The organism is Arthrobacter sp. Y3225209 (genome assembly GCF_059090685.1).
Genome location: NZ_JBNHFW010000010.1, coordinates 46,361 through 64,335 on the forward strand (window position 1 = coordinate 46,361; position 17,975 = coordinate 64,335).

At 66.6% G+C, this 17,975-nt stretch carries 19 protein-coding genes; 12 read left to right on the forward strand and 7 right to left on the reverse strand.

Annotated elements, in window-relative coordinates; genetic code table 11:
- Window positions 1-50 precede the first annotated feature (50 nt).
- Window positions 51-1,502, forward strand: a complete 1,452-nt coding sequence (locus tag AC5RVB_RS07600; RefSeq protein WP_494142372.1) for an LssY C-terminal domain-containing protein — start codon at window positions 51-53, stop codon at window positions 1,500-1,502.
- 6 nt (window positions 1,503-1,508) lie between these two features.
- Here AC5RVB_RS07600 and AC5RVB_RS07605 read toward each other — a convergent pair whose 3' ends face one another.
- Window positions 1,509-2,426, reverse strand: a complete 918-nt coding sequence (locus AC5RVB_RS07605; RefSeq protein ID WP_494142373.1) for an AraC family transcriptional regulator — start codon at window positions 2,424-2,426, stop codon at window positions 1,509-1,511.
- Window positions 2,427-2,542: 116 nt separating this feature from the next.
- On the opposite strand from AC5RVB_RS07605, the gene AC5RVB_RS07610 reads away from it, so the two are divergent.
- Entirely contained in the window at window positions 2,543-3,280 is a 738-nt protein-coding gene (locus AC5RVB_RS07610; RefSeq protein ID WP_494142374.1) for an SDR family oxidoreductase, read from the forward strand.
- An 86-nt stretch (window positions 3,281-3,366) separates the two neighbouring features.
- Here the strand turns inward: AC5RVB_RS07610 and AC5RVB_RS07615 are convergent, their stop codons facing one another.
- Complete coding sequence (locus tag AC5RVB_RS07615) at window positions 3,367-3,879, reverse strand: ASCH domain-containing protein (RefSeq protein ID WP_494142375.1); 513 nt, start codon at window positions 3,877-3,879, stop codon at window positions 3,367-3,369.
- A gap of 230 nt (window positions 3,880-4,109) precedes the next feature.
- On the opposite strand from AC5RVB_RS07615, the gene AC5RVB_RS07620 reads away from it, so the two are divergent.
- Genes AC5RVB_RS07620 through AC5RVB_RS07635 form a run of 4 tightly spaced genes read left to right on the forward strand, consistent with a single transcriptional unit; the run spans window position 4,110 to window position 7,196 of the window.
- Entirely contained in the window at window positions 4,110-4,580 is a 471-nt protein-coding gene (locus tag AC5RVB_RS07620) for a hypothetical protein (protein WP_494142376.1), read from the forward strand.
- Entirely contained in the window at window positions 4,577-5,584 is a 1,008-nt protein-coding gene (locus tag AC5RVB_RS07625; protein ID WP_227902924.1) for a hypothetical protein, read from the forward strand. Before AC5RVB_RS07620 ends, AC5RVB_RS07625 begins: the two co-directional genes overlap by 4 nt.
- Entirely contained in the window at window positions 5,554-6,759 is a 1,206-nt protein-coding gene (locus AC5RVB_RS07630) for an alpha/beta hydrolase family protein (protein ID WP_494142377.1), read from the forward strand. Before AC5RVB_RS07625 ends, AC5RVB_RS07630 begins: the two co-directional genes overlap by 31 nt.
- Window positions 6,760-6,764: 5 nt before the next feature.
- A complete protein-coding gene (locus AC5RVB_RS07635; RefSeq protein ID WP_494142378.1) occupies window positions 6,765-7,196 on the forward strand; it encodes a hypothetical protein in 432 nt (143 codons plus the stop codon).
- 68 nt (window positions 7,197-7,264) lie between these two features.
- Here the strand turns inward: AC5RVB_RS07635 and AC5RVB_RS07640 are convergent, their stop codons facing one another.
- Entirely contained in the window at window positions 7,265-9,163 is a 1,899-nt protein-coding gene (locus AC5RVB_RS07640) for an FAD-binding monooxygenase (RefSeq protein WP_494142379.1), read from the reverse strand.
- A 387-nt stretch (window positions 9,164-9,550) separates the two neighbouring features.
- Window positions 9,551-9,742, reverse strand: a complete 192-nt coding sequence (locus tag AC5RVB_RS07645) for a hypothetical protein (RefSeq protein WP_494142380.1) — start codon at window positions 9,740-9,742, stop codon at window positions 9,551-9,553.
- A gap of 387 nt (window positions 9,743-10,129) precedes the next feature.
- Here AC5RVB_RS07645 and AC5RVB_RS07650 point away from each other — a divergent pair, with 387 nt between their 5' ends.
- Window positions 10,130-10,471, forward strand: a complete 342-nt coding sequence (locus AC5RVB_RS07650) for a YnfA family protein (protein ID WP_227902928.1) — start codon at window positions 10,130-10,132, stop codon at window positions 10,469-10,471.
- Between the two features lie 183 nt (window positions 10,472-10,654).
- Here the strand turns inward: AC5RVB_RS07650 and AC5RVB_RS07655 are convergent, their stop codons facing one another.
- Entirely contained in the window at window positions 10,655-13,051 is a 2,397-nt protein-coding gene (locus AC5RVB_RS07655) for an ATP-binding cassette domain-containing protein (RefSeq protein WP_494142381.1), read from the reverse strand.
- An 88-nt stretch (window positions 13,052-13,139) separates the two neighbouring features.
- Entirely contained in the window at window positions 13,140-13,541 is a 402-nt protein-coding gene (locus tag AC5RVB_RS07660) for a hypothetical protein (RefSeq protein ID WP_494142382.1), read from the reverse strand.
- A gap of 112 nt (window positions 13,542-13,653) precedes the next feature.
- On the opposite strand from AC5RVB_RS07660, the gene AC5RVB_RS07665 reads away from it, so the two are divergent.
- From AC5RVB_RS07665 to AC5RVB_RS07685, 5 genes are all read left to right on the forward strand, one after another.
- Window positions 13,654-14,637 carry an alpha/beta hydrolase gene (locus tag AC5RVB_RS07665; RefSeq protein WP_494142383.1) on the forward strand — a complete coding sequence of 328 codons (984 nt, stop codon included), beginning with the start codon at window positions 13,654-13,656 and terminating at the stop codon, window positions 14,635-14,637.
- Window positions 14,638-14,660: 23 nt separating this feature from the next.
- Window positions 14,661-15,821, forward strand: coding sequence for a DUF4232 domain-containing protein (locus AC5RVB_RS07670; RefSeq protein WP_494142384.1), 1,161 nt, complete (start codon window positions 14,661-14,663; stop codon window positions 15,819-15,821).
- A 92-nt stretch (window positions 15,822-15,913) separates the two neighbouring features.
- A complete protein-coding gene (locus tag AC5RVB_RS07675) occupies window positions 15,914-16,192 on the forward strand; it encodes a hypothetical protein (RefSeq protein ID WP_494142385.1) in 279 nt (92 codons plus the stop codon).
- Between the two features lie 93 nt (window positions 16,193-16,285).
- On the forward strand, window positions 16,286-16,549 hold the full coding sequence (locus AC5RVB_RS07680) for a hypothetical protein (protein WP_494142386.1): 264 nt from the start codon (window positions 16,286-16,288) through the stop codon (window positions 16,547-16,549).
- Window positions 16,546-17,112: a hypothetical protein gene (locus tag AC5RVB_RS07685; RefSeq protein ID WP_494142387.1), complete on the forward strand. Its 567-nt coding sequence runs from the start codon at window positions 16,546-16,548 to the stop codon at window positions 17,110-17,112. Before AC5RVB_RS07680 ends, AC5RVB_RS07685 begins: the two co-directional genes overlap by 4 nt.
- Here AC5RVB_RS07685 and AC5RVB_RS07690 read toward each other — a convergent pair.
- On the reverse strand, window positions 17,099-17,944 hold the full coding sequence (locus tag AC5RVB_RS07690; protein ID WP_290243713.1) for an aldo/keto reductase: 846 nt from the start codon (window positions 17,942-17,944) through the stop codon (window positions 17,099-17,101). The two genes, AC5RVB_RS07685 and AC5RVB_RS07690, sit on opposite strands and share 14 nt — an antisense overlap.
- Window positions 17,945-17,975: the final 31 nt, after the last annotated feature.

The window sequence follows — 17,975 nt, forward strand, 5'->3', positions numbered from 1 at the left end:
CCCGCGGCAATGCATTGACGCCGGCCGGAGCCGCGGGTCAGCGTGGAGGCATGACGCAGTCGGGCAATCGGGATGCAGGCGGCGGCGGGCACGGCCCCGGCGCCGGGAACCCCCGCCCGGATGCGTCCCCGACAGCCGCCGCTTCCACAGCGGGACAATCCGGCACCACCGACCCGGGTCCGGGGCCGCAGCCGGCCTCCACCGCCCTGGACTGGGCCTTCTTCGCGTTCAGCGGTCTCGCGTCCATCTGGTTCGCCATCCTGTTGTTCCAGAGCTCCCTGGAAATAGGACATATCGGCTTCCTGGTGGTCTTCTGGGCCGCACTGGCTTATCTGGTACTGCCACGGCTGGACCGGATCCTGACCAAGATCTTTATCCCGGATTACTTCATGGGACGGACCCGCACCAATGCCGGACTGTTCGGCGACGCCGTCAACCTCGCCTTCCTGGGCAACGAGGAGCAGCTGCGCGGGGCACTCGGCCGGGCCGGCTGGCATCTCGCGGACCCGGTAACTCTGGCCAGCAGCTGGGGAATCGTCAGCTCCACCCTGCTGCACCGCAGCTATCCGAATGCCCCGGTCAGTCCGCTGCTGCTCTTTGGCCGGGAACAGGACTTTGCCTACGAGCAGGAGGTGGACGGGAACCCGCGCCAACGCCACCATGTGCGGTTCTGGCGCTGTCCGGAAGGCTGGATGCTGCCCGGCGGCATCGCCTCGGACTGGCTGGCCGCCGCCTCCTTTGACCGCGCCGTCGGGCTGTCCCTGTTTACGCTGCAGGTCACCCACCGGGTCGGAGAGAACATCGACGCCGAACGGGACTACCTCGTCGCGTCGCTGCAGCAGGTTTCGCCGGACGTCTCCGTCGACGTCATTAAGAATTTTTCCACCGGGTACCACTCGCGCAACGGCGGCGGGGACGCGATTGCCACTGATGGAGACCTGCCCGTGGTTGACGTGGGGCGCCTGCCGGAGCGGCCGGGCGAGCAGGAGGAACTGGCAGCGATCAACCGGACCGGCATCGGAACGCTGTCCCGGCTCCCGCTCCGCCGGCCGGCGCCGGTGGTCTTCGGCGCCGTACTGGTGTTCCTGCGCGGGGTAGCCGCCCTGACGGTGGCCTCTCCCTTCCTTGCCCGCTTTGCCAATGGGCCGTGGGTCACCCAGGTGCTGGGCGAGGAGAGCCAGGGGCTGGCAGACATGGGCAGCACCTACGCCCCGGCCAGTGTCTCGCTAACCGTCTTCGCCTGCGTGGAAGCGGTGCTGGCACTGTTGATCCTGCGCGGCAACAACATTGCCCGGGTCACCGCCATGTCCCTCAGCGCGGCGGCGATTATCCTGCAAATGATTGCGGTGGCCACCGGCCCGGCCGTTCCGCTGGCCGCCAACCTGTTCGGCTATTCCTTCGACATCCTGCTGATCCTGGCGCTGTCCAGCAGCCGTGCCAGGATTTACGCGCGCATGCACAGCCGCCGTCGCCGTCACCGGGTGCGCGGCGCCGGGAGCTAAAGGACCTCATTCGCTGACGCGCACGCGGCTCCGGTACTGCAGGGGCGACTCGCCGACGCTGCGCTTGAATGCCGTGCTGAAGGCACTTTCCGAGGAGTAGCCCAGCTCCAGCGCGAGGGCACGGATGCGGGTATCCCCGCCCCGCAGTTCCCGCTGCGCCACCAGCATCCGCCAGCTGTTCAGGTAGGTGCGCGGAGGTGTGCCCGCCACCTCACGGAAACGCTCCGCAAAAGCGGTGCGGGACATGGCGGACGCGCGTGACAGGTCCTGGAGGCTCCAGGGCCGGGACGGCGAGGCATGGATCATGGCCAGGGCCGGCCGGAGCCGCTCGTCCGCCAGCAGTTTTAGCCACCCCTGCGGCAGATCCGCATCAGCGACAAAGGCCCGGAGGACATCCAACAGCAGCAGCTGCCCGTACTGGCGCACCGCGAACTCCCAGCCCATCCGCTGCCCGGAGAGTTCCTCGAACAACCGTTGAATCAGGATGTGCAGAAGCGGTGCGGATACTGTGCCGGAACGGATGTGCGCCACGGGCGGCAGGGCCTGCAGCAGCAGTTCCCTGCCCGCAGCATTCACGGTCACCCGGCCGCCGATGATGATGTCCCGGGCACTGCCGTCTCCGCTACGGGCAAAGCTGCCGCTGGCGGGAGGCTCCAGCCGGACGGGCGGGCCGTCACCGCTGCCGCCCTCCAACAGCAGCTCGGTGCGGCCGTTAAGGACGACGACGTCGCCGGCTTCCAGCAGCAGCGGCGTCTTCAGCCCGTCCGTGCTTAGCCGCATGCTGCCCTGCACCAGGGCGAAGAACTTCAGGTCTTCATCAATCCGGGAGCGGGATTCCCAGCGTCCGCTCACTGCCATGCCGCCGGAGATCATGCTCCGGACGCTGATGAATTCCAGGACTTCGGACAGCCGGTCACTTTCCATGGTTGTACTCTAGGGCAAAAAATCAGGACTCTACATTATTCCCCGTACGGAATCGTGCGGGCAGAGTGGACTTACGCTTCCCGCAGCGGGAAGGACCGAACTTTCCAGGAGTCCCCATGAATGACAGCATGATTGCCCTCGTGACCGGTGCCAACAAGGGCATTGGACGTCAGATAGCCGGCCAGCTGGCCGCCCTGGGCCACACGGTGGTGGTGGCCGCACGGAACGCCGATGCCGGTGAGCGGGCTGCCGCGGAAGTGCGGGCGGAGGGCGGCAACGCCGTCGCCGTCGTCCTGGATGTCACGAACCGCGCCTCGGTGGAAGCCGCAGCGGATGCCGTCAAGACCCGCTTCGGCCGGCTGGACGCCCTGGTGAACAATGCCGGTATTGTGGCGACGCCGGGTGTCAGCTTCGCTGCCCAGCAGCCGGGCTCGGCCGAGGTGGAGGAAATCCGCGCGGTATTCGAGACCAACTTCTTTGGCGTCATTTCCGTAACCGCTGCTTTCCTGCCGCTGCTGCGTCTCTCCGATGCCCCGCGCATTGTCAACGTTTCCAGCGTGGCCGGCTCCCTGGCCGCAGTGTCCGATCCGGCCAACACGAACCCGATTGCCGCCGGCTACGCACCCTCCAAGACCGCGCTGACCTCCCTGACCCTGCAGTATGCGAAGGGCCTGGCGCCGGAGGGGATCCTGGTCAATGCGGTCTGCCCCGGCTTCGTGGCCACGGATCTGAACGGCTTCCGCGGCGCCCGCACCCCGGAGCAGGGTGCCCGGGCCGCCGTGCGCATGGCGACCATACCCGGCGACGGCCCCACCGGGACTTTCAGTGACGAGGACGGTCCGCTGCCCTGGTAGCCGGACCGGCAGCGGCTCAGTAGGTGGCGGACCGGTGCAGCGTGCTGACCGGTCAAGACCGGGACCCGCCCGGCTCCGGGCATTCGCTAAGAGCTGCCCAAATTAGCTTCAGCGGGCCAGACCACCTCGAAACGCTCGAACACCAGCTCGTCGGACTCGGACCAGCTGCCGCCCCGCGCCGCAGCGGTGCGCTGCCAGAACCTGCGATGTTCACGCCGCCAGGAGTCCAGGCTGAGATCATCCTCGCCCTCATCGCGGGCAAACGCCTCATCGGCGTCGTTAAAAGTGCCAAGCCGCAGCTCCGTGGTCCGCAGGATCACCTTCGGTGCCCCGACGCCGTCGCACACAATCCAGTGCACGCCGATCCGCGGCAACGGTTCACCCTCAGCGGCGTATCCGGCGACGTCGGAGGAGGTGGCACGCTTGCGGCCGTCAAGAACCAGAGACAGGAGTTCATCGGCCAGCGCGGGTGAATCTCCGAACGCTTCAACGGTGTATTCCCCGGCTGCCGCTGCCCGTCCGGGGTATGCCTCGGCGTAGGCGTCCCAAAGGCGGGCGGCGGCCTCGAAATCCAGCGGGATGGGAGAAGGTGTGTCCATACCGGTAAGTCTGACATTCCGGCCTGAGCCCAAAGAAACGCCCCGGCAGATAAAGTGCGCTATTTTCAGCAGTGCGGAATGAGGATGCCGGTCCGCAATATCGTGGCTGCGATTACTCGCAAGTCCCCCAACTTCGCGACGACGGGCTGCGGACCGGCACCTCCACCGTACATGATCGGAACATGTTCCGAAATAGAATGGCTGTTCGCCTGGAATTGAGGATCCCCGCTTTGAATAAGCAGCTGCAGGAAACGGCATTGGATGCGTTCAGACGCCTCCGGCTGCCTGCGCGCGTCACTCTCGATTCCCTGATTGAACACCTGCAGGTTCTCCGGGGCCGCCGAATCGTGATTATCGAAAGTGCGCATCTCACGGGCAGCAAAATCTGCGGACTGTGGATTCCCCGCGAGCAGGTGGACGTTGTTTACCACGCAGCTGCCAAAGGCTTGCTCCACCGCCGGCAAATGATTCTTCATGAACTGGCACACATGATTCTCCGGCATGATGAAGCGGAAGATGCCACCTGGCAGGGCGTCAGTGTTTTCCGGGAACTCTCCGGCGAAGTGGTGGCCAAAGCCCTGGCCCGGGGCGATTTCCGGTCCGATCTGGAAGCCACCGCAGAGTATCTTGCCGACCTGCTGGCCGCCGCCATTCGGGAATCCAGCCAGGAAATCTACAGCTATGAGGCCTACTTCGAATGAGCACTATTGTTGTTGCCGTCTTTATGTGGCTGCTTGTCCTGACCCTGCTGCTGCGCGCCCGTTCCCGCCCGGATAACACCATGGTCAAAGCCGCGGTGGTCATTGCCGCTTCGCTGACCACCAACATCAACGGCGTTTACCTGTGGGCGTCTGACGGCCTGCCCTGGCCCAATGCCCTGGACCTGGTGTCCAACATCCTGCTGATTATCGGCGTCTACTATTTGTCCCGCGCCATTGTCCGCGGCGCCGGGGCAGGGGACGGCTCGGTTGACCGGGCTCAGCGCTGGAGTGCCGTCGCTGCCGCCGGAACCGTCCTCGTGATGGTGGTGGCGTTTTGCCTCGTCGACGATCCGCGCGCCTCCACCACGTTCATGCTGGACTTCGGTGACCAGCCGGCCGCCGGCATTTATTCGGGGGTCCAATACCTCTACATCTTCGCCGTGATGGCGCGAACCCTGTCCACCTGTATCCGCAATGTGCCGCAGATGCGGCGCAGACGCTTCCGGGTAGGATTCCGGCTGATCGGTGCCGGCTGCGGGGTGGGCCTGGTGCTGTGCACGTCGGTGATCGTGATGGACATTGCCCATGTTGCCGGAGCCGAGAGCCTCATGCGGGCCGTGGGAACCGTGTATGACGTTTCCTACGCGCTGACCGTGGTGCTGCTGGCTTCCGGGCTGGCCGTTCCGCCGCTGGGCCGGGTGCTGAATGACATCAGCGTCCGCCGGGAGGTCCGCGAGCTGGAACCGCAGGTGAAGGCCATCTGGCTTTCAACCGTGGCCCTGGCCCCGGCCGTCAGCCTGCTCGGAACCACGGCCCGCTCCCTCGAATCGGACCGGGAACACACCACCCGGGACGCCACCGATGCCATCCACCGGCTGGTGATTGAAATCCATGACTGGCTCAACGTCAGCGGCAGCACCGCTCCGGAGCTCTCCGCAGAGCACCAATCCGTGCTGGAACGCGCCGAAGCGCTGTGCCTGAAGCAGGGACGGTCCGTCCGGTGAACCGGCCCGGCACCGTGCTCCTGGTCTCCGCCGCCGTCACCGCCGCCGTCGCCGCTGCTCTGCCCCTGCTGGCCGGGCCGCTGGTCCGCGCCAGGGTGACCGACGCCGGTCCGAGCCGGCGGTTGGTCCCGGTCCGGGGCCACGGGGTGCAGGATTCCCAGACGTACCTGGAGTTTGATCCTGATGGTTTCGCCGCCCATCCCGGCCGGCTGGGCCTGCGGGCCGCGTCCGGCGGCGGGCTCACCGTCCTGGGCCCGCCGCGCTGGGCAGCCACACCCAAGGGACCCGCACTGCGCAGGACCGTGGAGCGGGGAGATCCCTCCCGCGTCCTGCTCGACGGCAAGGGACAGCTCAGCGGTCACCTGGGCGAAACCCCGGAGGATTTCGGTTTTACGTATGAGGACCACCGGATTGGCGGGCTGCCGGCCTGGGTCATCCCGGCGGAGGGGCCAGGTGACGTCTGGGTCATCCATGTGCACGGGCTGGGAAGTTCCCGGAGCCAGTGCCTGCGCGGGGTGGCAGCGTTTTCCCGCCTCGGCTTCACCTCGCTGCTGCCCTCCTACCGGACCTCCCTGGACCTCCCCGGACGGCAGTACCGCAGCCATCTGGGCATCAGCGAGTGGGCCGAAATTGACGCGGCGAGGCGCTATGCCCTCTCCCGCGGCGCCCGCAAAGTCCTTTTTGTCGGCTGGTCCCTGGGCGCCTCCATTGTCCTGCGCACCCTGCAGCAGGCGCCGGACCCCAGCACTGCCGGAGCACTGCTGGTCTCACCCGCGCTGGACTGGCCGGCCATCATCAGTGCACAGCTGCAGAAGGCCGGGTGTCCGGCCTTTGCCGCCCGCCGGGTGCCCTCCACCTTCAATCTCCTTCGCCGCAGGGGTGAACCGGTGGTGCGCTGGAAGGAAATGCCGGGTTGTTTCATGCAAAACTATTCACCTGTCCCGACTATGATTTTTCATGGTTCGGGTGACCAATCAGTACCCGTCGAGCTTTCCCGGCAATTCGCCTCGAGGCAGCAGGATCCTGTCCCGCTTGTCGAGTTTGCCGGCGCTCATCACACGCTGGAGTGGAATTCCGCCCCGGCACTCTGGGACCAGACAGTGACAGCCTGGTGCCGCTCCCTCGGATTGGACGCTGGAAAAGGGTCGATCCAAGAATTTTCGGAGGCGAAGTAGAAAGCATGACCGCTGAAAGTGCTGCCCAGCGCAACCTGAAAGAATCGCAGGTCCTTGCCCGGAAAATAGATCTGCTGCTGGACGTCATGGTGACCGCCGAGGGCAGGCCCTATGAGTTCCAGGACATTCAGTCGGCGTTGGCGGAACAGGGCGTCAAACTTTCCCGCACCCGCTGGCACCACATTAAGACCGGGGACACCACCGTCCGGCAGCCCAGGGAAGTAATCGCTGCGCTGGCGGAGTTTTTCGACGTCAACCCGGAGTACCTGCTTCACGCCGACGGGCCCGTCCCCGAGCGGATCCAGCATGAGCTGGAGCTCCTGGCAGCCATGCGGCGGGCCAAGGTGAAGGAATTCGCCACCCGCACCCTGGCCGAAGTGGACAACAAAACCCTGGACGCCATCGCGGCACTCCTGGACGATTCGGCGAAGTACTAAACCGCGGCAGTACGACGACGGCGGCACCCGCCCGGGTGCCGCCGTCGTCGTTTTGCCGCGGAGACGCCTTAGTGCTGGGCCTGCCGGGCGGGCAGCAGCGGGGCGAAGAAGTCTGCCAGTTCGGCGGTGGCCCCCAGCGGCAGCACATTGGCCACGTACTGGTCCGGGCGGACCACCACTACGGCGCCGTCCCGGGAAATGCCGCGCTCGGTGAAGATGTCCGAGGCGGGATTGAGGCCGTAGACCTTGGACAGGTCAGTGAGCTGGAACGGACCGACCTGCGGCTTGAACACCGCGGGCACCTTGTTGATGTCAATGCCCGCGTGTTCCTGCTGGTAAATGACCTTCACATCGAACCAGGCGTCGCGGTCCGAGCCGGCGGGCATGGCGGCCAGCGGTGAATCCGGTGCGGTGTCCAGCCACTCCGCCAGCTCGGTGACGGCCGAGGGTGCACCGGCAGCAGCGGCGTCAGCGAAAACGTAGATCCGCCAGCGGCCGTCCGCCGTCGCCTGATGGCCCAGGTGGACCGGGTTGGTGTCGCAGACCCGCTGCACCATGGCCGACTTGAAGCGCTTGCCGATCGGGAAACCGGACGCCAGCTCCTGGTGGGCGGGCTCGGCGATGAGCATGGAGGGCGTGTACTGGGTCATAAAGCCGGCCGGGAACTCGGCGGTGCGGACGTAGAAGTCCTCCAGGTCCGAGGGGTTCTCGAACTCCTCGGGCTTCTTCGCCATGAGGGTGGACCATTCCTTGTCGAAATCGATGAGGTTTTTGGCCACCACCTGCCGTTCGGCGGAGTAGGTGGAGAGCAGGGCCTCCGGGCTGCGGCCGTCCAGCACGTGGCCGAGCTTCCAGCCGATGTTGAAGCCGTCCTGCATGGAGACGTTCATGCCCTGCCCGGCCTTGGCGCTGTGTGTGTGGCAGGCGTCGCCGGTGATGAACACCCGCGGGGTGCGGGTCCCCAGGTCCTCGGGCAGTACGTCGTCGAACCGGTCGGTGAGCCGGTGGCCCACCTCGTAGACGCTGTGCCAGGCCACGTTGCGGACGTCCAGCGTGTAGGGGGCCAGGATGGAGTTGGCCGTGGCGATGATCTGGTCAATGGTGGTTTTGCGGACCGCACCGTTGTCATCCTCGGGGACCACACCCAAATCCACGTACATGCGGAACAGGTGCCCGCCCTCGCGCGGGATGAGCAGGATGGACCCGCCGTTGGAGGACTGGATGGCGCACTTGGTGCGGATGTCCGGGAAATCGGTGTTGGCGAGGATGTCCATCACGCCCCAGGCGTGGTTGGCCTTGTCGCCCTCCAGGGTGCAGCCGATGGACTGGCGGACCTGGCTGCGCGCGCCGTCGGCACCCACCACGTACTTGGCCTTCACCGTGCGCTCGGTGCCCTCCTTCGGACCCGCGGTGTGCACGAGGGTGACGGTGACCGGGTACTCGGCGTCGTCGTCGACCTCCAGGCCGCGGAACTCGAAGCCGTAATCAGGCGCCATGCGGGTGGGGGCGTTGGCCATGACCCGGGCGAAGTAGTCCAGCACGCGGGCCTGGTTGACGATCAGGTGCGGGAATTCGCTGATCCCGTGCGGATCATCCAGGGCGCGGCCGGAGCGGACAATGTTTTCCGGGTTTTCCGGGTCGGGGCGCCAGAAGCACATCTCGCTGATGCGGTAGGCCTCGGCGGTGATTTCCTCGGCGAAGCCGAAGGCCTGGAAGGTTTCCACGCTGCGGGCCTGGATGCCGTCCGCCTGGCCAATGGCCAGCCGGCTGTCCCGGCGCTCGACAATCCGGGTGGTGATGTTCGGGAACTGGGACAACTGCGCCGCCGTGAGCATACCGGCCGGTCCGGTACCCACAATCAGCACGTCCACCTCCTCGGGCAGCGCGGCCGGGCGGTCGACGCCGGTGCCTGCGGCCGGCTGAATGCGCGGGTCTCCGGATACGTAGCCGTGATGGTGGAACTGCACGGGTGTCCTCACTTCGTTGTGCCAGTAGTGCCGCCGCCCGGGTGTTCGCAGTGTGAACAAAAGTTCGTTAGTCGAGCGTGCGCGGTGTCAATACTCTACGGGAGGCATGACACAGGTCACAACCGGCGGCTTTCGGAGTCCTTTCATCGCTTTCGCAGGCGCCCGGTGGAACTGGCCTGGCGGGATTCCGGGGCGTGGGGAGCCGTTGGGTACCCGGCGGAACCGGCCACACTAAATTGCAGGACGTGGGGAGGCCGTGAATACCCGGCGGAACTGGCCTGGCGGGATTCCGGGGCGTGGGGAGCCGGTGGGTACCCGGCGGAACCGCCCCAGCGGGATTCCGAGCCGATCGCTACCCGGCCGGTCTTCACCTCCGCTCCACCAGCGTCAGCCGGACGGTTTGTCCCCTGCCCGGCAGGAACCGCACTCCCGCCGCCCCTCGGCGCCCTCCGCGTCCACCACCAGCAGGCCCGACGGGTTGAAGTCCCAGGTCCGCCGGACAATCTGGCATGGCCGGGTGTGGAACACCCAGCCGGACTTCGTGACGTACACCTGTCCCGGCCCCAGCTGCGGCGCCACGCCCCCGCCGCCCTTTGCGCCCTTTGCGCCCGCCGGTCCGTTCCCGGTGCCGGGCTGTCCAATATCTCCGTAAATTCGCGCTCTGTCCCCCATGCAGCAGATCATCCCCCTCGGGACTGACAATTTGCCGTGAACGGGCGCGCACCCCATCTTCCGGTGCGTACCGGCCCCGGCTTCGGGCCGCATGCGGACCGGTCGGAGCCGGACCGGTCACCTCAGTGCCGCAGTACCGCCTGCGGGCCGGTCGGCGTCGGACCGGTCACCTCAGTATTGCCCGCGGGCCGGTCGGCGTCGGACCGGTCACTCAGAGCCGCAGTACCGCAGTACCGCCTGCGCATCGGCGCCTTGGCGGGCCGGCATCGGACCGGGTACGGCAGGATGGATGCCATGACCATTGCAAAGACCGTCCTGCTGTTCGGGCTGGCCGCGGCCGCGGAAATCGGCGGCGCCTGGCTGATCTGGCAGGCCGTCCGGGAGGACCGCGCCTGGTGGTGGGCCGGGCTGGGCGTGATGGCCCTGGGCCTCTACGGGTTTGTCGCCACACTGCAGCCGGACGCGAACTTCGGCCGGATTCTTGCAGCCTACGGCGGTGTGTTTGTGGCCGGTTCGCTGGTCTGGGGCATGGTCTTTGACGGTTTCCGGCCCGACCGGTGGGACATCGCAGGCTCGCTGATCTGCCTGGCCGGGGTGGCAGTGATCATGTTCGCCCCGCGCAGCCCTGGAGCCTGACCGCCCGTCCACGCCCGGGAAATCCGGACAGTTTGCGAAAAACCGACCACTTTGGGAGAAACCGACCAGCTAAAACTGGCCGAATTTCCATAAAGTGGCAGGAATTTCCCAAACCGGCAGCAGAATCCCCGCCGGGCAGCGGAATCCCCGCCCGGCAGCGGAACCCAAACCGGCAGCAGAAACCTACCCCGCCACGTACGCCGCCAGGTGCTCCCCGGTCAGGGTGGACCCATCCGCCACCAGGTCCGCCGGGGTTCCCTGGAAGACAATCGTGCCGCCGTCGTGTCCGGCGCCGGGCCCCAGGTCGATGATCCAGTCCGCGTGTGCCATCACGGCCTGATGGTGCTCAATCACAATCACCGATTTACCCGCATCCACCAGCCGGTCCAGCAGGGCCAGCAACTGCTGGACGTCGGCCAGGTGCAGGCCCGTGGTCGGCTCGTCCAAGACAAAAACGGATTCCTTGCCGCCCATGTTCGTGGCCAGCTTCAGCCGCTGCCGTTCCCCGCCGGAGAGCGTGGTCAGCGGCTGGCCCAGGCGCAGGTAACCCAGCCCGACGTCGGCCAGCTGGGTCAGGATCCTATGCGCAGCCGGGGTGCGGGCCTCGCCCTCGCCGAAAAAGTCCCGAGCATCGGCGACGGAGAGGGCCAGCACCTCGGCAATATTCCTGCCGCCGAACCGGTATTCCAGCACGGAAGCCTGGAACCGGCGGCCCTCGCAGGTTTCGCAGACGGATTCCACCGTGGCCATCACGCCCAGCTCGGTGTAGATCACCCCGGCTCCGTTGCAGGTGGGGCAGGCTCCTTCGGAGTTGGAGCTGAACAATGCCGGCTTAACGCCGTTGGCCTTCGCGAAGGCTTTGCGGATCGGTTCCAGCAGGCCGGTGTACGTGGCGGGGTTGCTGCGCCGGGAGCCGCGGATGGGGCTTTGGTCCACGGTGACCACACCCTCGCGCCCGGACACGGACCCGTTGATCAGCGAGCTCTTGCCCGAGCCGGCCACCCCGGTGAGGACCGTGAGAACACCCAGCGGGATGTCGGCGTCGACGTTGCGCAGGTTGTTGGCGTCCGCGCCCCGAACCTCAAGGAACGAGGACGGTATCCGCACCGAATCCTTCAGCCGCGCCCGGTCCCCGAGGTGCCGGCCGGTCAGGGTTCCGCTCTCCCGCAGCCCCTCCAGCGGTCCCGCATAGGTCACGGTGCCGCCCCCGCTGCCGGCGCCGGGCCCCAGATCCACCACATGGTCGGCAATCGCGATGGTCTCGGGTTTGTGCTCCACCACCAGCACCGTGTTGCCCTTGTCCCGCAGCTGCAGCAGCAGCCGGTTCATCCGGGCAATATCATGCGGGTGGAGGCCGATGGTGGGTTCATCGAAAACGTAGGTGACATCGGTGAGCGAGGACCCCAGGTGCCGGATCATCTTGGTCCGCTGGGACTCCCCGCCGGAGAGCGTTCCCGAGGGCCGGTCCAGCGACAGGTAGCCGAGCCCGATCTCCGTGAACGCGTCCAGCAGCTGCTGCAGTCCGGCCAGCAGCGGGGCCACCGACGGTTCCTTCAGGCTGCGGAACCACCCGGCCAGGTCGCTGATCTGCATGGCGCACACATCGGCAATGTTCAGGCCCCCGATTTTCGACGAGCGCGCCTCAGGTGCCAGCCGGGTGCCGTCGCACTCCGGGCAGGTGCTGAAGGTGATGGCCCGTTCCACGAAGGCGCGGATGTGCGGCTGCATGGATTCGGGGTCCTTGGACAGCATGGACTTCTGGATTTTGGGGATCAGTCCTTCATAGGTGAGATTAATGCCGTCCACCTTGATCTTGGTGGGTTCCTTCCAGAGCAGGTCATGCAGCTCCCGTTTGCCGAACTTCGCAATCGGCTTGTCCATATTAAAGAACCCCGAGCCGGCGAAGATCCGCCCGTACCAGCCGTCCATGCTGTAACCGGGAATGGTGATGGCGCCTTCGGCCAGGGACTTCGCGTCGTCGTACAGGGCCGTGAGGTCAAAGTCGGTGACCGCCCCGGTGCCTTCGCAGCGCGGACACATCCCGCCCAGACGGTTGTAGACAGCCTTCTCGGCCCGGGTTTTCCCCTCGCCGCGCTCCACCGTGATGGCACCGGTGCCCCGCACGGAGGGCACGTTGAACGAGTAGGCATTCGGCGGGCCGATCTGCGGCTGCCCGAGCCGGCTGAACAGAATCCGCAGCATGGCATTGGCATCCGTGGCGGTGCCCACGGTGGAGCGCGGGTTGGAGCCCATCCGTTCCTGGTCCACGATGATCGCCGTGGTCAGCCCTTCCAGCAGGTCCACTTCCGGTCTGGCCAGGGAGGGCATAAAGCCCTGCACAAACGCACTGTAGGTCTCGTTGATCAGCCGCTGCGATTCGGCGGCAATGGTGCCGAACACCAGCGAACTCTTTCCTGACCCGGACACCCCGGTGAAGACGGTCAGCCGCCGCTTGGGAATTTCGATGCTGAGGTCCTGCAGGTTGTTCACCCGGGCACCCTGCACCCGGATCACGTCATGGCTGTCCGCGGCGTGCACCTCCGCCGTCGTGCTGTCTGTGCTTGTGGTTCCCGTGCTCATTGCCCGCTCCGTCCGTCGGTTCGATTCTGCCCCGTGTACTGTGGCCGGGCAACGCCTTACGACGACGGCGGGTGGCCGGCGCGGGCGGTCAGGCCTGCTGCCCCAGGGCGATGAGCACCCAGGGCGCCGCCCAGAGCAGGAACATGCCCAGCAAACCCCAGGCGCCCGCCTTGGGACTCCCGCTGCGGGCGCCGACCACGAGCAGGATGATGCCCAGGCTCAGCCCCGCAGCCCATCCCGGACCCATCCACACGGCTGCACCCGTCCAGCCGTCGATCTCCAGCGTGAGCCGGAAGAGGGCGAACGCCGGCAACAGGGTCAGCAGGAAACAGGTGATGCCCAGCCCCAGCGCGATGCCGCCGTACCAGCCCAGCCTTCCGGATCGCTCGGGTGCACCCGGGATTCCCGGCTGCTCCGGCTGTGCGGGCGCGGCTGTCCTGCGTGTATCCGTCCTATTGCCCGGCAGATCCTGCGGGTCATCCTTCGCCATTCCGGCCCTTCCAGTCGCGGGTGCTTTCCCGGGACTCTACCGTGTTAACTACACCCGCCCCGCCGGATCCGGCGTCGGGCGGAGCAGGATTCCGGCACCAAAGGGCATCGCCATGGCAAAGCTTGATCTGCGGGTACGGCTGCTCGGCAGGGTACTGAAGCGGTTTTCGGTGGCCGGCAAGAGCGAGGCGCGGATTCGCGCGGAACAGAAACTGTCCGTCCGGCACAACCCCGTGACGGACTTTATGCTGGGCGGCCTCGCTGCCGGAGTGGACGTTATCAATGACACCGCCGCAGGCTCCGGAGCCCGGATTCCCGTCCGGATTTACCGTCCTGCGCAAAACGCGGAAACCCTGCCGCTGGTGGTGTTTATGCACGGCGGCGGCTGGACCTTCGGAACCCTGAACGTCTATGACGGCATCGCCAGCACCATTGCCCGGGACGCGCGCGCCGTCGTCGTTTCCCTGGCATACCGGCTGGCCCCCGCGCATCCCTGGCCCGCCGCGGTCGAGGACTGCTACGCCGCAATGCTGGAGGTGTCCGAACGGGCCGCGGAATGGGCGGCGGACGCCCGCCGGCTGGCGGTGGTCGGCGACAGTGCCGGCGGCAATCTGGCAGCGGTCCTGACTCTGTTGGCGCGGGACCGCTCCGGACCTGCGCTCTCCTTTCAGGGTCTGGTGTACCCGGCCACCGACCTGACCATGGGCAGCGCTTCGATTGAGGAAAATGCCAACGCGCCTATGCTCACCAAGCAGGACATGCTCCGCTACCGCAGTCTTTATGCCCCGCAGGCGGAGGATTACACCAACCCGTGTGCTTCCCCGTTGCTGGCTCCGGACCACAGCAGGCTGCCGCCGGCACTGATCCAGGTGGCCGAACACGATCCCCTCCGCGACGACGGGCTGCGTTATGCCGATGCGCTGCGGGCTGCGGGCGTGCCGGTCCGGGTGACCACGTACGTGGGGATGCCGCACGGTTATCTGGGCTTCCCCCGCGTGTTCCGCAGCGCCCCGCAGGCGCTGGCCGAACTCGCTGCGGAGCTACACCGGCATCTGGCTCCGGAGAATGTGCTGCATCCGCGGCCTGAGGGCGCTTGAGGAAGGTCAGGTACGCTCCCGCCATGGGGAAAACAGTAGTAAAACCGCTTCTTTTGCCGGCTGCCGTGGCGCTGCTCTGGCTGCTTTCGGGCTGGGGGTATGAGGCGCTGCTGACGGCCGGCAACGGCAGAATACCGGTATGGCTGGCGGCCGTGGTTGCCCCCGACACCATGCCGGTCCGTATCCGCTCGCTGCTGGACGGGCCGGCTTTGGTCCTCGCGGCCTCGCTCTCGGCTCTGGCGGTATCGGCTCTGACCCTGGCACTGCTGCCGGCAGGCACCGGGGCAGGCAGGCCGGCGCGCGGCACGCTGTTCCTGGCCAGCTGGATGAGCGTGGTCCTGGCAGCCGTGGCCGGCTCAGCGGTGCTGGCTACGGCAGGCATCCTCGCGGCATGGCCGTTGGGCCGGGTGCAGTGGATCTTCGACATGCTCAGCCCCTCGCTGCTGACCGGCGCGTACTGGGGAGTGAGCTGGGGCTGGATGCCTGCGCTTCTTGCCGTCTACCTGCGTCCCCAGCCGGAGGACGGCCACCGGGACGACGACGGCGGCGGCTACGCTGCCGCAGGTGAGGCCACTTCCCCGGGGCGGCAGCGGGCATGGGCACTGGGTGCCTTCGCCCTTTTCTCTGTTGCCCTGCTGGTGACCCTGCCGCTCACCGCCCGGGATTCCTCCCAGCCGGCACCGGTCCCGGAGAGCACCCCCACTCCGGAGCCGACGGTCTACGGCGCGGAAGCGGTGGCTGCCGCGGTCTCGGAGATCGATCCGCAGTGGTGCACCGGCGATGAAGTGGCAGTGTCCATCGGCGGCTGGGATGCGGCCACCGGACACCGCGGCGCCCGGATCACCCTGGAAAACACCGGCACCCGGACCTGCACCGTACAGGGGTACCCGGATCTGGATTTTGAAAGCAGCGACGGCTGGGTCATGGGCATCACCGCCGTCCATGGCGGCTCCATGATGACCGAGGATGCCGGGGCAGATACGGTGACCCTGGCACGGGGCGCGGAAGCCACGGCGTCCATCGGCTGGCGCGGCACCGCCGGGGCGGACATGGTCCGGGTGGGGACGCTGCTGGTGGCACCCTATGCGGGAACCTTGCGGCAGGAGCTGGAAGCGGATATTGATCTGGCGGAGCCCGGGTTCCTGACAGTCACGGCCTGGACACCCGCCGGAGGAGAGGCATAAGCCGGCTAAATTCGCGGTCACGCACTGCGTATGCCGGCCTGGCCTGCACCCTTGCCGTGGCTGGCAGGCGCGGACGCGGTCAGGCTCTGCCGGTGGCCATCACGCCGGCCACGGAGCGCGAGGACATGATGGATCCGGCCGAAAGCCAGGACATCACCGCCAGCACGGACAACGCCGATCCGACGGCCAGCACCGAGCCAAAGGACCCGATAGATCCAATGGAGCAGGCCGAGCCCACACTGCCGATCGACAGCACGGAGTTCTTCGATCCGATCGAGAGCACGGACCCTGATGACCACAGTGACAACACTGACCTCTCCACGCTGGTTCTCCTTCGCAAGGCCCCGGAAGCATTCATTTTTGAAGGATAGCTGCGCCCGGACCATCCTGTCCGCTGAAACCTGCCTGCCGAAAAACGTCAATTCCTTATTGACAGAGTGGAATTGTCAACGTCTAATTGACGCATGAAAACCTACCGCCGGTACCTCATCGGCATGGCCGCCGTGTTTCTTCTGCTGGGGTTTGTCCTCGGCGGAATGTCCATGCTTCTCGATCTGACCAGTTTCTTCAAAGGCATGTGCCAGGGAGCCTCGGTAATGCTGATTGTCTGCGCCACCTACATCGGGGCCCGGCACCTCTGGTGGGGCTCCGCGAAGCGGGACGACGCAGGCGCCACGTGGCTGCCGTCCCGCGAACGGAACCAAGCAGACCAGGCGGACCGGCCGTGACGGATTCACCCTCCGGAGACGCTGCCGCCCTCGATAGCGACCTGCAGGAACAGATCGGCGCGCTGATCCTCGGCAGCTATAACGACGCCGGAACCCTCACCGAGGAGGATCATCTGGCCCTGGTCCGCCGGGCCGGCGCCGCGGAGCGCGCCAGCCAGCAGCTGCAGCACCGTGCGGTGGCCGCAGCCCGCAGCGCCGGCATCAGCTGGGCCGCGCTCGGCCGTGAGCTGGGCATGACCCGGCAGGCCGTGCAGCAGCGTTTTGGTTCCCGGACGCAGGATCCCGCATCCGGGCCGCAGGAACGCTGGCTCGGCCCGGTAACGGCCTTTGACGAACTCGCCGAGCTGGACGCTGCCGGCCGGCTGGGGTGGCGCACCATCGGCGTCGATCTGCTGCGGCACCGGATGCTGCGCACCGACACCCAGTGGGAGCACCGCCGGGTACTGTGGACGCGGCCTGCCCATCACTTCGAGACCGAGGGCTGGCAGGTGGGCAGCCGCTCCTTCCCCTGGCTCTACCTGGTCCGGGACCTGCACATTCCCCCGGAACCTACTCCATCCTGACTCCGCTGAGCCGGGCCACTGCTTCCGGGTCGCGGTGGTCGAAAAAGAGTGAATGCCCGGTATCCAGATCGGCGATGGCGGCCATTTCCTGCGGGCTAAGTTCGAAGTCGAACACCTGCAGGTTCTCGGCCATCCGGTCCGGCCGCACTGACTTGGGGATCACCACAATCCCCCGCTGGATCAGCCAGCGCAGCACAACCTGGGCAACGGACTTCCCGTGTCCGGAGGCCACGGCCGTCAGCGTAGGATCCGAGAAAAGGTTGTTCTTTCCTTCGGCAAACGGAGCCCAGGATTCATGCCGCACGCCGCGATCCGTCATCAATTGGTTCTCGACGGCGCGCTGGTAGAAGGGGTTCGTTTCAATCTGGTTTACCGCCGGGACCACGTCATTGTGCATGATCAGGTCCACCAGCCGGTCCGAGCCGAAGTTCGAAACCCCGATGGCGCGGGCGGCGCCGTCGTTATAGAGCTGTTCCATCACCCGCCACTCGCCGTAAACGTCGCCGAAGGGCTGGTGGATCAGATAGAGGTCCACGTATTCGGTGCCAAGGTTCTGCAGTGAGGTCTCAAAGGCCCGGCTGGTGGTGGCTTCCCCGTTGTCCTGGATCCACAGCTTGGTGGTGATGAAAAGTTCGTTGCGCGCAATGCCGCTCTTCTGCACGGCACGCCCCACCGCGTCCTCGTTCCGGTAGGCCGCCGCGGTGTCCAGTGAGCGGTAACCGGCGGCCAGGGCATTGGTGACGGCTTCTTCGGTCTGGTCCGGCGGGACCTGGTACACGCCGAAACCCAGGATCGGCATTTCCACGCCGTTGTTCAGGGTGATGTATTCCATCGGGTTGTCCTTTCGGTGGCGGTTCCTGCAG

Coding starts and splice junctions, on each gene's coding strand:
- AC5RVB_RS07625 (WP_227902924.1), top strand. CDS start 4,577: ATGAGCACTATTGTTGTTGCCGTCTTTATGTGGCTGCTTGTCCTGACC.
- AC5RVB_RS07670 (WP_494142384.1), top strand. CDS start 14,661: ATGGGGAAAACAGTAGTAAAACCGCTTCTTTTGCCGGCTGCCGTGGCG.
- AC5RVB_RS07650 (WP_227902928.1), top strand. CDS start 10,130: ATGACCATTGCAAAGACCGTCCTGCTGTTCGGGCTGGCCGCGGCCGCG.
- AC5RVB_RS07655 (WP_494142381.1), bottom strand. CDS start 13,051: ATGAGCACGGGAACCACAAGCACAGACAGCACGACGGCGGAGGTGCAC.
- AC5RVB_RS07610 (WP_494142374.1), top strand. CDS start 2,543: ATGAATGACAGCATGATTGCCCTCGTGACCGGTGCCAACAAGGGCATT.
- AC5RVB_RS07660 (WP_494142382.1), bottom strand. CDS start 13,541: ATGGCGAAGGATGACCCGCAGGATCTGCCGGGCAATAGGACGGATACA.
- AC5RVB_RS07600 (WP_494142372.1), top strand. CDS start 51: ATGACGCAGTCGGGCAATCGGGATGCAGGCGGCGGCGGGCACGGCCCC.
- AC5RVB_RS07615 (WP_494142375.1), bottom strand. CDS start 3,879: ATGGACACACCTTCTCCCATCCCGCTGGATTTCGAGGCCGCCGCCCGC.
- AC5RVB_RS07690 (WP_290243713.1), bottom strand. CDS start 17,944: ATGGAATACATCACCCTGAACAACGGCGTGGAAATGCCGATCCTGGGT.
- AC5RVB_RS07635 (WP_494142378.1), top strand. CDS start 6,765: ATGACCGCTGAAAGTGCTGCCCAGCGCAACCTGAAAGAATCGCAGGTC.
- AC5RVB_RS07665 (WP_494142383.1), top strand. CDS start 13,654: ATGGCAAAGCTTGATCTGCGGGTACGGCTGCTCGGCAGGGTACTGAAG.
- AC5RVB_RS07680 (WP_494142386.1), top strand. CDS start 16,286: ATGAAAACCTACCGCCGGTACCTCATCGGCATGGCCGCCGTGTTTCTT.
- AC5RVB_RS07605 (WP_494142373.1), bottom strand. CDS start 2,426: ATGGAAAGTGACCGGCTGTCCGAAGTCCTGGAATTCATCAGCGTCCGG.